Genomic DNA, 14,852 nt, shown 5'->3' on the forward strand with positions numbered 1-14,852 from the left:
TTTTAGTTTTCATTTGCTTGAATTTGATCGGTTTTTTGTGCTTTTTGTTTTAGTTTTTGATAAATTTTGCAATGCTGCATCAAATATGCATCGTTTCCAATAGAGGCGATTTCACCTTTATCTAGCACAGCGATTTTGTCTGCATTTTCTATTGTGCTAAGTCTGTGCGCGATGATGAGTATTAAACGATCTTTTTTTAGATTTTCTATTGTTCTTACAATGGCTTTTTCGCTTTCATTATCAAGTGCTGAAGTGGCTTCATCAAAAATTAAAATTTGAGGATTTTTGTATAAAGCTCTTGCTATAGCGATACGTTGTTTTTGTCCACCTGAGAGATTTTTACCATGCTCTTTTAATTCAGTATGTATACCTCCAAGTTCTTGAACAAAATCATACGCATTGGCTTGTTTTAAAACTTCTATCACGCGTGCTTCGTCATACTCTTTAGCGTAGGCAATGTTTTGAGCAATAGTATCGTTAAATATGTAAATATTTTGAGTTACTAAAGAAATATTTTCTCTTAAACTAGTAATATCAAAAGAACTAATATCTTTTTGGTTGATTAAAATTTCGCCGCTATTTTTTTCAAAAAAATACATTAAAAGATTAATGATGGAAGATTTTCCACCACCACTTGAGCCTACTAGGGCTAAAATTTCTCCTCTATTAAAAGAAAAACTTACATCATTTAGGACTATTTTATTTTCTTGGTAACTCAAAGAGACATTTTTAAAGCAAATATTTTGGATATTTTCTGTAAGTTTTTCATTACCACCTTTAATTTGTGGTTCTAAATCGGTTAAATAAAAAGTTCTTTCGCTTGCAGCTACTGCATTTTGCAATCTCGTATAAAGTGAAGAAAGTCTTTTGATAGGAGTATAAGCCATAAACAAAGCTGTGGTAAAGCTAAAGAAAGATCCTATACTTAAACTCCCATCAATCACTTCTTTACCACCCACTATAATCACTACAGCAAATCCGATTGAACCCATAGATTCCATTAAAGGACTGCTTAAAGCTTCTATTCTGATACCTTTTAGGGAAAGCTTACAAACTTCGCTATTGGTTTGACTGAATTTTTGCATTTCATTTTTGCTTGCATTGGAGGCTTTGATCAGTTCTATATTAGAAAAGATTTCACTTAATCTTGAAGTAAGATCAGAATTTTTTTCTTGAGTATTGCGTCCTATTTTTTTAATTTTTTTTGCAAAAAGAACAAGAGGGTAAATCGCTAAAGGTAAGATAACTAAAGCGAAAAAAGCAAGTTTTGGACTTTGATAAATCACCACACTTAAAAGCCCAATGGCAGTTAAGCCTTCTCTTAAAATTTCAGGTATTATAGTAGAAACTATATTTTGTAAAGCACCAATGTCAGAAGTACATCTGCTGATTAGTTCCCCGCTTCTGTATTTATGGAAAAAACCCATATCTAAACGTAAGAGATTTCCAAGAACCAATTCTCTTAATCTTCTTAAAATATCTGTTCCAACATAAGAAATATAATAAACTTGCATATAAGCGCCAAGGTTTTTTAATACATAAATTAAAATCACTAATAAAGGCATATAATAAAGCAATTCAACATTTTTTTTAATAAAAATTTTATTTAAAATCGGCTCTATAATGTAAGCACTAGCAGCTGTGCCACCACTAGTTAAAAGCATGCCAATGATAGCTAAAACAAAATAAAACCAATAATCTTTATAATAAGGCTTAAAGCGAGTAAAAACCTCTTTAAGCTTCATTTCTTTGTAATTTTTATCCATTTTTCTCCCATATCACACCATTTGATGTATCCATTAAAAGAATATTTTCTTTAGCTAAATTATCACGAATTTGATCTGCTAGGGCATAGTTTTTTTCTTGTTTTGCCTTGTTGCGTAGAGTGATTTTTTCTTCTATTTCTTGACATTTTTTTTCACTAATACCAAATTGAAAATATTTTATAGTATCTATAAAACCTATACCAAAAATAAAAGCTAGTTCTTTTAGGGTTTTTTCTAATTGTATTTTATAAACTTTATCTTTTGGATTTTGATCTAAGTAAATATTACTTTCGTTGATAAACTCATCAAGCAAAGCTAAGGCTTTAGAGGCATTTAAATCGTCATTTAAAACTTCTAAGATATTTTGGGCCACTTCACTTTCTATAATAGTTTTTTCATCTATAAAAGCATTTAAATTTAAGCGTTTTTTTAAGCGATAAAATTTATCAAGTCTTTTTTTAGCAGCTTGTAAGTCTTCTAAAGCATAGTTAAAATGTGCTCTATAATGTACACTTAAAAGATAAAATCTCAAAACTTCACCACTGAAAAGTTTTAAAGAATCTTTTATAAAAAAGCTATTTCCCAAGCTTTTACTCATTTTTTCACCATTAATTTGCACAAAGCCATTATGCAGCCAAAAATTAGCTAATTCATGATTATTTTTACACCGACATTGACAAGCTTCATTTTCATGATGAGGAAAAAGTAAGTCTATACCCCCTGCATGAATATCAAGTTTATCTTTAAAAATACTCTCTATCATCACAACGCATTCAGTATGCCAGCCCGGTCTTCCTTTGCCAAAGTTTGCAGGATAAAATTTTTCATCAAATTTCCATAAAACAAAATCACTATCATTTTTTTTAGATACACTTTCTTCTAGGCGCGATTGATTATCTTCTAAATTTCTTTTAGAGATATAAAAGTATTTATCATCTTTGCTAGTATCAAAATAAATTCCATCTTCAAGTTTATAAGCTAAGTTTAATTCTAAAAGTTTTTCTATATAAGTAATCATTTGCTCAATATAAGCTGTAGCTTTTGGTTTAAAATCAGGCTCTAAGATATTAAGTACTTGCATATCCTCTTCATATCTTTTAATATAAAAATTTGTAATTTCTTCTAAACTTTTACCACTCTCTCGCATTTTTTTTAAGATTTTATCATCAATATCAGTGTAATTTCTAGCAAAAATTACTTCATAATCACTTGCTAATAAAACTCTTCTTAAAAAATCAAAACACACACTACTTCTTGCATGCCCTAAATGTGCATCATCATACACGGTAGGCCCACATAAATAAATATTTGCTTTTTTTGTCTCATGTGGGATAAATTCGCACTTCTTTTTTAAAACACTATCAAAAAAAACCATTAAAATAAACCTTTAAAAAAATGATAATTTTCAATTAAAAATTGTATTAAAATATCTTTAATTTCAAATAAGCCTAAAGCAAATAAACTTAAAAACATTATACTAATAAGCCAAAATTTAACCCTAAAAATGCCCCAAAGATTTTTAAAGCCAAATTCTTTAATATTAGCATATAATAAATAAAAAGCACTGATAGACGAAGCAAGTGCAATACCTAAACTCTTATAAGCTTCTTCTTTGATAAGTAAAATAATTACTATGCTAAAAAATGCTGATATAAAAAGTGTTTTAAAGGCTATTATAGCGGCTATTTTTTGTTTAAATTTAGCATAAAGCCACAATGAAAATAATTTTTGTAGACCAAAAGGTAAAAGTCCCAAAAGATAAGCTTGTAATAAAAATGCAGTGATTTTCGTGTCTTCTTGGTTGAAATTTCCTCTTTGGAATAAAAACTCAACAATCTCCTTTGCTAAAATAATCCCTACTATACTAGCTAAAATTAAAAGCACGCTTAAATATTCAAAGGCTTTTTGCATAAAAGCTAAGGCTTTTTGTTCTTCATTTGCTTTTAAATGTCTTAGTATTTTTGGAAAACTTACTTGACTTAGGGCGATTGCAAAAAGTGCTAGAGGAAGCTGAAAAACCCTATTAGAATAATATAAATAGGAAATACTACCAGCCATTAAAAAGCTCGCGATGGTAGTATCTAGTAAAGAGCTGATTTGATTAGCTGAAGAGCCTAAAAGTCCATGGGTAAATGTGGAGTGAAATTGATCTAATTTTGCCTTAGCTTTTTTTAGTTTGATACTTAAATACATGCTTTTTAAAATTTTAGTATTTTTTAGAGCAAAAATATGCCATATAAGCTGAGCTAAACCACTTAAAACAGTCGCATATGAAAAATAATACAAGGCTTCTAGTGGTTGATCTTGGCTAACAAAAAATCCCGCAATCACAACAAAAAGATTAAAAAAAGAAGCAGAAAAAGATGTAATGAAAAAATTTTGTTTATAATTTAGTAAAGAGCCTAAAAAGGTAACCAAAAAGATAAAAAATAAATACCAAAAATTAATAGAAACCAAAGGAGCGGCTAAAATAATTGTTTCTTTGTTAAAACCAAAAGCAAAAATCTTTGTAAAAAATTCAGCAAAAAAACTTACTAACACACAGGTTAAAAAGACAATTATACTAAATTGCAATAATACATTTAAACAAAAGGCACCTTTTTTACTTGCTTTAATAAAGCTAGGCAAAAATGCTTGCCCAAAAGCTCCTTCGGCAAAAATTCTTCTAAAAAATGCAGGCATTTTTAAGGCCACAAAGAAAATATCGCTATAAATTCCAGCTCCTAAGTATAAAGCTAAAACAATATCTCTTAAAACTCCCATTATTCTAGAAAATAAAATTCCCAAAGCATTAATGATAAAATTTTTAAAAATAATATTTTTTTTCATGTGATTTCATTCTTTTTATATTAGTTTGAATATTATAAAATTTTTAATAATAATTTTAACGAAATTTTGATTTTATTTTTGCTAAAATCAAAATTTTATATACAATAAGGAAGCTTAGGATATGGAAGAAAAGAAAATTTTATACACTAAAGATCCCTATAAAGAGCTTTTGGTATTTGCTTCTGAAAATCAATGCGAGGTAGAAGAGTTAGATTTTAGATTATTGAGTTTTAGCACTTCTTATACCTATGATAATCAAGAATGGATAAAGGCAAATGAAAAGGAATTAAAAATTTTTGAAGAAGATGAGAAGTTTTTAATTCAAAATTTAAATATCAAACAAGAATATAAAATCGAGATTTTTTTTAAAAAAATGGCTCATCTTCAAGAATTTGATATTAGCTTGCAAACAAATGAATTTTGTACTTTATTAAAAGCAAATGTTAAACCTAAAGATAGTATTGCATTTTATGATAAATTAGCTTTGGAGCTTTTAGAAGCCATATATAAAGCGATGATTAAAGAGAAATTTTTACTAGGCTTTAGAAATTTTGATTTTAAAAAACAAATTATAGATTTTAACGCTAAGGTCAAAGAAAAGCAAAAATTTGATTTTGAAGTTGAATTTGAAGTAAGCAAAGGGCTTGACCCTCAAGAACCTACTAATGAAGAGATTAAATTTCATTATTTGGATAAATTAAAAAAACACAATGACGTGATGAATAGAAATTATGTAGCGCCTATAGGAAAAGATGAGGTGGCTATTGAAAAGATAAAACCCAAAGAGGGGAGTGATGGTAAGGATTTAAGATTTAAAATTTTAAAAGCACTTCCGCCTAAATCTAACAAAGACAAGGTAATTTGTTCAGACAAATTTGAAATCAAAGAAGATGATGAGAGCGTGAAATACATTGCCAAAAAAGATGGTTTTATTATACAAAGAAAGTCTATTTATGAAATAGAAAATTATTTGGAATTTAATAAGGTTGATTTTAAAAGTACAGGATCTATTTGGGCGGGTTTTGATAAACAAGTAATCATCGTGATAAAAAACACAAATACCTTAGAAGATGCTATAGGACCTAGGATCACTGTTGAAGCACAGGAATTGGAAGTTGTGGGTAATATGGCTCAAGATTCTGTTTTAAGAGGTAAAAAAGTAACTCTTAAAGGTAATATGCATCACAAAAGCACCATTATAGGACAAAAGGTTGATGTAAATATTTTAAGGGGTTATTGCCAAGCGCAAGAATTAAACGTTGAAACTTTAGAAAATGGAGTAATTAGAGCTAAAAAAGTAAATATCAAAAAAGCAGTTGGTGGCGAGATTATTGCTGATGAAGTTTATATACAAGAGCTTGTGGATAATTGTATTTGTAGTGCTAAAAGTTTGATACATATTGAGAAAATTCAAGGTAGTGGAAATAAGCTTATAATCCAAGATCTTAAAGCTTTTGGAGAAGAAAAAAGTGGTGAGGAAATTTTGGTTCATATTGATGAGTTAAAAAAAGAACAAGAAAATGTAGCTAAAGAAATAGAAGATGTTAAGCATACTATTCAAGTAAGTAAAGACTCTGTGCGAATTTTGCAACAAAAAGCCAAAGAATTATTAAGTACAAAAAGAGCTGTGCCGCAAGCTTATAAAGCCACTATTAAAGATTTTAATCAAAAAGTTGAAAGCTTAAGTATTTTAAGTAATAAAGTAGAGGTATTAAAAGAAGAAGAAAAAGCAAGCGTAGAAAAGTTAAAACAAATTCAGGAAGAGCTTTTAAAATCAAAAATCATCAATAAAAGTGGAAAATGGTTGGATTTAAATGAGGTTAAATTTAACTTGCTTAATCCTAGAAAAGAGTTAAGTTATCACCCAAATAATGAAGAAAAAATCCAATGCTTTACACTTGAAAAAATTGAAACCGAAGAAGACGTGAGTGCTTATGAAATTCAGTCTATAAGTAACTATAAGGAAAAGGTAGATGATAGTGGCAATTGAAGGTGTTGTAAGTAAAAAAGAACTTACTTTTATAGTATTAAAAACTGCTAATGGTGTAAGTTATGGTGTTTATGTATCATTATTTTGCTCAAGTGGTATTGAAGTAAATCAAAAGATAGAATTATCTATCACACAAATTATAAAAGAAGATTCGCATAAATTGTATGGTTTTTTAGATATTAATGAACAAAAAATGTTTGAATTGTTAATTAAAATAAGCGGTATAGGGGCGACGACTGCTATGGCGCTTTGCTCAAGCTTAGATACCAATACTTTTTACGCAGCTTTGCAAAATGGCGATGAAAGTGTGTTTAAAAAAGTTCCTGGTATTGGTCCAAAAAGCGCAAAGAGAATTATCGCTGAGTTAAGCGATGCTAAAATTCATATAGAAAATTCTAATCAAGATCAAGCGCAAGCTTTAGCAGCGTTGCTTTCGTTAGGGTTTAAACAAGAAAACATTTTAAAAGTTTTACGAACTTGTGAAAGTAAAAATACTAGCGAATTAATCAAAGAAGCTTTAAAGAAACTAGGATAATAAAAAGGAAAAATAATGACATATGGTGTGATTTTTGGTGCAAATTCTTATGAGCATGAAATTAGTATTGTAAGTGCGGTGGTGCTAAAAAAAGTACTTAAGGCTCCAAAGCAATTTATATTTTGTGATAAAAATAAGGAATTTTTTCTAATAGATGATGAAAAAATGAATGCAAAAACTTTTAGCAGTGGTGCTTATAAAAAAGAAAAAGCTTTGGTGTTAAAGCAAGGTGGGTTTTTTTATAAAACAATGCTAGGTGAAAAAAAAATAGAAATAGATGTGGCGATTAATATCGTACATGGCAAAGATGGCGAAGATGGCAAAATAGCTGCCTTGCTTGATTTTTATGGTGTAAAATACATTGGACCGCGTTTAGAAGCTAGTGTTTTATCGTTTAATAAAATCTTAACTAAACTTTATGCCCAAAGTGTAGGAGTAAAAACACTAGATTATACAGTATTTAATTTGCATCAAGAGCAAGATGTCGCTTTAGAATTTCCTTGTATTTTAAAACCTGCAAGATTGGGTAGTAGTATAGGCATTAGTGTTGTAAAAGATGAGGAAGATTTTAAGTATGCTAAAGATGTTGCTTTTGAATTTGATGAGGATATTGTGGTAGAAAAATTTGTGAGTAATATCAAAGAATACAATCTTGCAGGTTGTATGATAGATAATAAGATGGAATTTTCTATCATAGAAGAACCTAGAAAAAATGAAATCTTAGATTTTGAGCAAAAGTACTTAGGTTTTTCAGAAAGTTCTAAAGTAGGCGAGGCTGATATTAGCGAAGAATTAAAACAAAAACTAAAAGATAATTTTATGAAAATTTACAATCCTTTATTTAAAGGAGCTTTAATACGTTGTGATTTTTTTGTGATAGATGATGAGGTTTATTTAAATGAGATTAATTCAAACCCAGGATCTTTAGCAAATTATTTGTTTGAAGATTTTACTAGCGTGATTAATAATTTGGCTGAAAATATAGAACTAGAAAGACAAATAAAAATTGATTATGCTTTTATTCATAGTATTAATGGGCAAAAAGGTAAGTTATAATCATGGCGACTTTTAGCAAAGATGAAATTTATACTGCTACTGAAGTGGTAAGAAATTTCAGCACTATGCTTGAAAAAACAAAAAAGAGTGAAAATGGTAGACTTGTGATCGTAAAAAACAATAAATTTGAAGCAGTGCTTTTGAGTTTTGAAGAATATGAGCGTTTAAACGAGGCTGTTGCACTTTTAGAGAAGATTTATAAGGATAAAAAAGGCTAGAAATGGCAAAAACTAGAGTATATTCAAATGGATATTTTTATAATTTAAGTTATGAATTAATCAATCCAAAATGTGAAAAAACGATTCTTATTTTACATGGTTGGGGTGCTAATAAAGAGCTTATGAAACAAGCTTTCGAAAAGCCTTTGAAAAATTTTAAGCAAATTTATTTAGACTTACCTGGATTTGGTAATTCAAACATAGAAGCACCGATGGACTCATATGCTTATGCAAAAGTTGTTGAAGATTTTTTAATCACTATTGATCATAAAATAGATTATTTAATGGGGCATTCTTTTGGGGGCAAAATTGCGACTATTATGTGTCAAAATGTCCAGTATCAAGGTTTAATCTTGCTTTCAAGCGCAGGTGTGGTTTTGCCAAAGAGTTTTAAGGTGCGTTTTAAGATAGCATTGTTTAAGATCTTAAAAAATCTTCCTTATGGGGATTTTTGGAGAAAGTTTTTTATAAGCAAAGACGCTCAAGGTATGAGTGAGGTGATGTATGAAACTTTTAAAAAAGTTGTGAATGAAAATTTAGAAAATGAATTTCAAAAAATCAAAAATCCCATTTTGATTTTTTGGGGTAATGAAGACAAAGCTACACCTTTAAAAAGTGGCGCGATTATACACTCTTTAGCACAAAAAGGAAAATTTTTTGCATTAGAAGGAGATCATTTTTTCTTTTTAAAACATGCAAATTTTATAGGTGAAAAAATACACGAGGAATTTCTAAAACAATGATTAACATGTTAGCGTTTTTGTGTTTAAATTTTTTGCTCGGTTTTTATTTGATTTTGGCATTGCAGTGGTATTCTTATAAGTTTTCGCGCATTATATTGCACTATGCTAAGCCTTGGTGGCATTTGTATTTTGTGATCATTCCATATTTTGCATTTGCTTATTTTTTGTATAGTGGAAATTTTTATCCTTATTTTGTTGTTTTGGCTTTAGCTTTAGTTTATGGTGGGTTTTTATATAAAAATTTAGATAAAAAACTTGTTTTTACTGCTAGAGTGAAGCGGTATTTTATTTTTTTAATATTGTTGACTTTAGTATTTATACCTTTTTTTTATACGGGTTTAGAAGCTTTAACTGGAGCTTTTTTGCTAAGTTTGATAGTAGAGAAAATAAATCAAAAGTATTTTATAAAACAAGCTGCTAAAAAAATTCAAGATAATTCAAAATTAAAAATTATCCTGATTACTGCAAGTTTTGGGAAAACAAGTATTAAAAATTTCTTATATGATCTTTTAAAAGATGAATTTAAGTGTTATAAAACCCCAAGAAGTGTTAATACTTTCATGGGTATAATTAAAGATATCAATGAAAATTTACAAAATGATACGCAAATTTATATCGTGGAAGCTGGTGCGCGTGAAAAAAACGACATCTTGGAGATTACAGAATTTTTAAATCCTCAAATTTGTATAGTGGGTGAAATAGGTTTGGCTCACTTGGAGTATTTTAAAACCCAGGATAATATCCGAAAGGCAAAATTGCAGGCGTTAAAATCTAAGCGCCTAGAAAAATACTTTTTACATTCAAGTACTTTATATGAAAATGAATTTTATGATATGTGTTTAAACGATGTCTGTGCAAGCTTGGAGGGTTTAGACTTTAAAGTTAGATTAGATGACAAAATTTATCCTTTTCATGCTGATTTGTTAGGCGCTTTTAATGCTTATAATATCAGCGTGGGGATATTGCTTGCACATTATTTAAATGTAAATATTGAAAAAGTTACTCAAAGTGTGTCTAAGTTAAAGGCTGTGGAGCATCGATTACAAGTAATTTCTAGAGAACCAAAATTTATTATTGATGATGGGTTTAATGGAAATTTTAAAGGTATGAGTCAAAGCTATGAGCTTTGTAAAAGCTATAAGGGAAGAAGAGTTTTGGTGACTCCTGGTATTGTTGAAGTAAATGAAGAAGAAAATATAAAACTATGTAAAATCATCAACGAATGCTTTGATTTTGTTATTATTACTTCGCAGGTTAATAGTGCGATCTTGCAAAAATATATCAGTGTGGAAATTTTTGTTTTAAAGGAAAAAGCTCAACTTGTAGAAGCTTTAGCGCGATTGACTCATAATGGAGATTTGATTTTGTTTTCTAATGATGCGCCAAGTTTTATGTAGATCCATTTGGCTTAAAAAGGCCAAATGGTTTCCATGAATTTTGTCCCCCAAGGCTTACGTGTAGACTTATCAATATCGCCTTCTGTTTTATAAAGAATTTTTGCATCTGCTATATATTTACTGTCTATCATATTATCTTGGGAAATATCATAAGGTCTTATTACCCCGCTTAGTTGAATGATTTGTTTTTCACCATTGATCAAAAGTTCTCTACTTCCTTCGATGAAATAATTTCCATTAGATAAAACTTTAATTACTCTAGCAGAAATGGTGGTTTGGAAATTTTCACTTCTAGTTTGAGAACCTGTTCCTTGATACTGTGAAGTACTTGATGAAGTGTAACCTATGTTAGTATAGTCATTTACAAAATCTCTAACTTTGCTAAGTCCAGCACCAGTAGTGATTTGTCCGCCACCTAAATTGACATTATTGTTTTTACTTGTAGCTTTAGATCCTTGCGAGTTTTGTGTGGCGTTTTCTCTAATAACTACTGTTACTAAATCATTTACATTCATAGCTTTTTTATCTGAAAATAAAGGATTGTCACCCTTGCCAAACAAAGATCCAGGATTGCTTTGAGTATTGTTATTTTGTTTAGGAGCTAGTTCTTCTACATAAGTTGGGGGCTTCATATTGATATGTGGGTCAACTGTAGCACTACAACCAAACATTACAAAAGGTAACAAGTAAAAATTAACATTTTTAAATTTCATGGCTTTATAACCTTATATTATTGTGATGAATTTTAAAATTATTATATTACAAAAAAACAATTAATTTATTAAAAAAGAGGAAAAAATGAAATCCATGTTTTTATTAGATTGTACTGATATGCATTTTTTGCAGCAGTGCTTGGAGAGAGTGCAGGGTCAAATAGCTTTTTACTTTCCTGTTTTTAGTGAAAAAAACAAAGAAAAGATTGCATTATTTAGTGCAGAGAAAAAGCTGAAGGTAGATTTTTCTTATAGCTTTGAAAAAAATGATTATCAAGCCAAAATAACTCAAAATTCTAATGATTTTTTCAAAAAAATTATTGAAGATTTTGAAGCAATAAAAAAAGAAAATGATTTTATTGTAGTGCTTGGTGTTGATGATTTTGGTTTAATGGGAGATTTAAATTTAAATATCAGTTTGGCTAAAGAGCTAAATACTCCAGTGTATGCAAAATGCCAAGATAAAAACTATATTATGTTGAATTTTTTATTAAGCCAAAAACTAAATCAATATGTTTTATTAAAAGAAAATGAGACATTTGATCAAGAATTGTTACAAGAATACAATTATAAAACCCAAGCAAGATTTTCATATGAGCTTTTTGAAAAAGCTAAGGCAGATAAAAAAATAGTGGTTTTGCCTGAAAGTTTTGATGAGAGAGTTTTAAAGGCAAGTGAGTTTTTGATACAAAATGAAATTGTTGATTTGATATTGCTAGGTGATAGCAATGAAATTTGTGCTAAAGCAAATAGTTTAAATATCAACATCGATGGCGTGCACATTATAAATCCTAAAAATTCTCAGTATAATGAAGAATTTGAAGAACTTTTGTATGAAGCAAGAAAAAACAAGGGAATGAGCAAAGAAGAAGCTAAAAAGCTTGTGCAAGATAAAACCTACTTTGCAACTATGCTTGTGCATACGCAAAAAGCACATGCTATGGTAAGTGGTGCAAGTACAACTACTGCTGAAACAATTCGTCCTGCCTTGCAAATTATCAAAACAAAGCCTGATGTGAGTTTGGTTTCTGGTATGTTTTTTATGTCTTTAGAAGATAAGGTATTGGTTTTTGCTGATTGTGCTGTTATGCCAAATCCAACTCCTGCGCAACTTGCTGAAATTGCTTATGTGAGTGCAAATAGTGCAAAGTCTTTTGGACTTGATCCTAAGGTAGCTTTGCTTTCGTATTCTAGCGGAGATAGCGGAAGCGGAGCTAGTGTAGATGCGATCAAAGAAGCTACTAAAATAGCTAGAGAAAAATACCCACAACTTGAAGTAGAAGGACCTATACAATTTGACGCTGCTTATGATATACTCACAGCAAAAAGTAAAATGCCAAATTCTAAAGTTGCAGGAAGGGCAAATGTATATGTGTTTCCTGATTTGAATGCAGCAAATATTTGCTATAAAGCTGTTCAAAGAACTGCTAATTCTTTGGCGATTGGTCCTATTTTGCAAGGACTTAAAAAACCAATTAATGATTTAAGTAGAGGTTGTTTGGTGGAAGATATTATTAATACTGTGATTTTAAGTGCTATTCAAGCATAAGAATAAGGAGAAAAATGAAAATATTAGTTTTAAATTCAGGTTCATCTTCGATTAAATTTAAGCTTTTTGAAAAAGATGAGGCTTTAGCGTCTGGTTTGGTGGAAAAAATAGGCGAGCAAAGCTCTAAAATAGAATTAAAAGATCTAAAAAGTGGTCAAAAATACAAAAAAGAATTGGCAATTAAAGATCATGAACAAGGTATTGAATTAGTAAATGAATTATTTGCTCAAAGTGGAATTTTACATGATTTAAATGAGCTTGATGGATGTGGACATAGGATAGTTCATGGGGGGCCAAATTTAACCAAGCATTGTTTAGTAGATGATGAAATTTTAAAAGAAATTGATAGAGTTGCTCACATAGCACCTTTACATAATCCTGCACATTTAATAGGTATTAAAACTATGATCAAAGCAGCTCCAAAAGTTCCTAATGTGACAGTTTTTGACACAGCTTTTCATCAAAGTATGCCTGATTATGCTTATATGTATGCATTGCCTTATGAGTTTTACGAAAAACACCAAGTAAGAAAATACGGCTTTCACGGTACTTCACATTCTTATGTAAGCAAGCAAGCTGCATATATACTTGGCAAAGATATTAATGAATTTAATGCAATTAGTGCTCATCTTGGAAATGGTGCGAGTGTTTGTGCTATAGAAAATGGAAAATGTGTAGATACTTCTATGGGTTTTACTCCGCTAGAAGGTTTAATCATGGGAACTAGATGTGGAGATATTGATCCTGCTGTATTGCCATTTTTAGCAAAAGAATTAAATTTAAATCCATCTGATTTAGATACTATGATGAATAAAAAAAGTGGTGTTTATGGAATTTGTGGATTTAATGACTTTAGAGATATTGAAGCCCAAATTGAACAAAATAATGAAAAAGCAAGACTTGCTCTTGATATGTTTTGTTATCGTTTGAGTAAATATATCGGCTCATATTTTGCGATTTTACCTAGGGTTGATGCATTGATTTTTACTGCGGGTATTGGCGAGAATGATTGCATTGTGAGAGAAAAAGTTTGTCAAAGATTGGCACATTTAGGATTTGATATAGATTTAGAAAAAAATGCACAATCGAGAAATTGTGAAATCAGTAAAAAAGATTCTAAGATTAAAATTTTAATTATTCCAACAGAAGAAGAATTAGAAATAGCTAAAATTACCACAGAGCTTATTAAAAATAAATAACCTTGAGTTTTAAAACTCAAGGTTTGCTTTAAAATGCAGGGACTACTGCACCTTGGTATTTTTCATTGATAAAATCTTTTACTTTTTGACTTTGTAAAGCCTTTACTAAAGCCTTGATTTTAGGATTGTCTTTATTATCTTGGGTGGTTACTAAGATATTTGCATAAGGACTTTCTTTGCTTTCTATTAAAATAGAATCTTTTACAGGATTTAAATTTGCTGATAAGGCATAATTTGAATTAATCACTGCAAAATCAACATCATCTAAAGCTCTTGGAAGTTGTGCTGCTTTTAACTCTTTAAATTTGATATTTTTTGGATTATCTTTAATATCAAGTGGAGTTTTTAATGCAGCATTGTCAAAACTAACTAGCTTAGTGCTAGCGATAATATCCAAAGCTCTGCTTTCATTTGTCGGATCATTTGGTACAGCTATAGTAGCATTTTGCGGAAGCTCTTGAATATTTTTGTATTTTTTTGAGTATAGAGCCATAGGTTCGATATGAATTTTTGCTACACTTATAAGTTTGGTTCCTTTGTTGGCATTAAATTCATCTAAATAAGGTTGGTGTTGGAAGAAATTTGCATCTAGTTCTTTGCTATCTGTGCTAAGATTTGGTAAAACATAATCACTAAATTCTTTGATTTTTAAAGTATAACCTTCTTTTTTTAGCAAATCTTTAGTTTGTTCTAAAATTTCAGCATGTGGAATAGGTGTCGCACCTACAGTGATAACTTCATTAGCAAATAAACTTGCACCTAAAATTGTGCTTGCAGTGAGCAATTTTAACAATTTCATTTTAACTCCTTTTTATAGTTTAAAATGCTTGATTATATTATAAAAATATTAATAAAAT

General features: G+C 29.6%; 13 protein-coding genes. 8 read left to right on the forward strand and 5 right to left on the reverse strand.

The genetic code is table 11. The annotated features are described in order from the left end of the window. Positions 1 to 2 precede the first annotated feature (2 nt). The 3 genes from CSUB8523_RS03795 to murJ are packed head-to-tail and all read right to left on the reverse strand — an operon-like array spanning position 3 to position 4,595. Complete coding sequence (locus CSUB8523_RS03795) at positions 3 to 1,766, reverse strand: ABC transporter ATP-binding protein (RefSeq protein WP_043019675.1); 1,764 nt, start codon at positions 1,764 to 1,766, stop codon at positions 3 to 5. Beyond that, the gene (cysS, locus tag CSUB8523_RS03800; protein WP_043019676.1) at positions 1,759 to 3,141 is read right to left on the reverse strand and encodes a cysteine--tRNA ligase; all 1,383 of its coding nucleotides are present in this window, start codon (positions 3,139 to 3,141) and stop codon (positions 1,759 to 1,761) included. Before cysS ends, CSUB8523_RS03795 begins: the two co-directional genes overlap by 8 nt. Further along, the gene (murJ, locus tag CSUB8523_RS03805; RefSeq protein WP_052243666.1) at positions 3,141 to 4,595 is read right to left on the reverse strand and encodes a murein biosynthesis integral membrane protein MurJ; all 1,455 of its coding nucleotides are present in this window, start codon (positions 4,593 to 4,595) and stop codon (positions 3,141 to 3,143) included. The genes cysS and murJ overlap by 1 nt, the downstream gene beginning before the upstream one ends. A 121-nt stretch (positions 4,596 to 4,716) precedes the next feature. Between murJ and CSUB8523_RS03810 the strand changes: the two genes are divergently transcribed. The 6 genes from CSUB8523_RS03810 to CSUB8523_RS03835 are packed head-to-tail and all read left to right on the forward strand — an operon-like array spanning position 4,717 to position 10,534. Further along, on the forward strand, positions 4,717 to 6,585 hold the full coding sequence (locus CSUB8523_RS03810) for a flagellar assembly protein A (protein ID WP_043019677.1): 1,869 nt from the start codon (positions 4,717 to 4,719) through the stop codon (positions 6,583 to 6,585). Beyond that, positions 6,569 to 7,120: a Holliday junction branch migration protein RuvA gene (gene ruvA, locus CSUB8523_RS03815; protein WP_043019678.1), complete on the forward strand. Its 552-nt coding sequence runs from the start codon at positions 6,569 to 6,571 to the stop codon at positions 7,118 to 7,120. The genes CSUB8523_RS03810 and ruvA overlap by 17 nt, the downstream gene beginning before the upstream one ends. 15 nt (positions 7,121 to 7,135) lie before the next feature. Continuing rightward, entirely contained in the window at positions 7,136 to 8,176 is a 1,041-nt protein-coding gene (locus CSUB8523_RS03820; RefSeq protein WP_043019679.1) for a D-alanine--D-alanine ligase, read from the forward strand. 2 nt (positions 8,177 to 8,178) lie between these two features. Continuing rightward, positions 8,179 to 8,394, forward strand: a complete 216-nt coding sequence (locus CSUB8523_RS03825; RefSeq protein WP_043019680.1) for a type II toxin-antitoxin system Phd/YefM family antitoxin — start codon at positions 8,179 to 8,181, stop codon at positions 8,392 to 8,394. A 2-nt stretch (positions 8,395 to 8,396) separates the two neighbouring features. Next, positions 8,397 to 9,137 (forward strand): alpha/beta fold hydrolase, encoded by a 741-nt coding sequence (locus CSUB8523_RS03830; protein ID WP_043019681.1) that lies wholly within the window; start codon positions 8,397 to 8,399, stop codon positions 9,135 to 9,137. Continuing rightward, positions 9,134 to 10,534, forward strand: a complete 1,401-nt coding sequence (locus CSUB8523_RS03835) for a Mur ligase family protein (protein ID WP_043019682.1) — start codon at positions 9,134 to 9,136, stop codon at positions 10,532 to 10,534. The genes CSUB8523_RS03830 and CSUB8523_RS03835 overlap by 4 nt, the downstream gene beginning before the upstream one ends. A gap of 11 nt (positions 10,535 to 10,545) precedes the next feature. Here the strand turns inward: CSUB8523_RS03835 and flgH are convergent, their stop codons facing one another. Continuing rightward, a complete protein-coding gene (gene flgH, locus CSUB8523_RS03840) occupies positions 10,546 to 11,247 on the reverse strand; it encodes a flagellar basal body L-ring protein FlgH (RefSeq protein ID WP_039663388.1) in 702 nt (233 codons plus the stop codon). An 85-nt stretch (positions 11,248 to 11,332) separates the two neighbouring features. Between flgH and pta the strand changes: the two genes are divergently transcribed. Both pta and CSUB8523_RS03850 read left to right on the forward strand, forming a co-directional pair. Beyond that, positions 11,333 to 12,796 carry a phosphate acetyltransferase gene (gene pta / locus CSUB8523_RS03845; protein WP_082019366.1) on the forward strand — a complete coding sequence of 488 codons (1,464 nt, stop codon included), beginning with the start codon at positions 11,333 to 11,335 and terminating at the stop codon, positions 12,794 to 12,796. A gap of 14 nt (positions 12,797 to 12,810) precedes the next feature. After that, complete coding sequence (locus CSUB8523_RS03850) at positions 12,811 to 13,995, forward strand: acetate kinase (RefSeq protein ID WP_039663390.1); 1,185 nt, start codon at positions 12,811 to 12,813, stop codon at positions 13,993 to 13,995. Between the two features lie 28 nt (positions 13,996 to 14,023). Here the strand turns inward: CSUB8523_RS03850 and CSUB8523_RS03855 are convergent, their stop codons facing one another. After that, on the reverse strand, positions 14,024 to 14,794 hold the full coding sequence (locus CSUB8523_RS03855) for a MetQ/NlpA family ABC transporter substrate-binding protein (RefSeq protein WP_039663392.1): 771 nt from the start codon (positions 14,792 to 14,794) through the stop codon (positions 14,024 to 14,026). Between the last annotated feature and the right edge of the window lie 58 nt (positions 14,795 to 14,852).

The organism is Campylobacter subantarcticus LMG 24377 (assembly GCF_000816305.1).
Lineage (GTDB): Bacteria > Campylobacterota > Campylobacteria > Campylobacterales > Campylobacteraceae > Campylobacter_D > Campylobacter_D subantarcticus.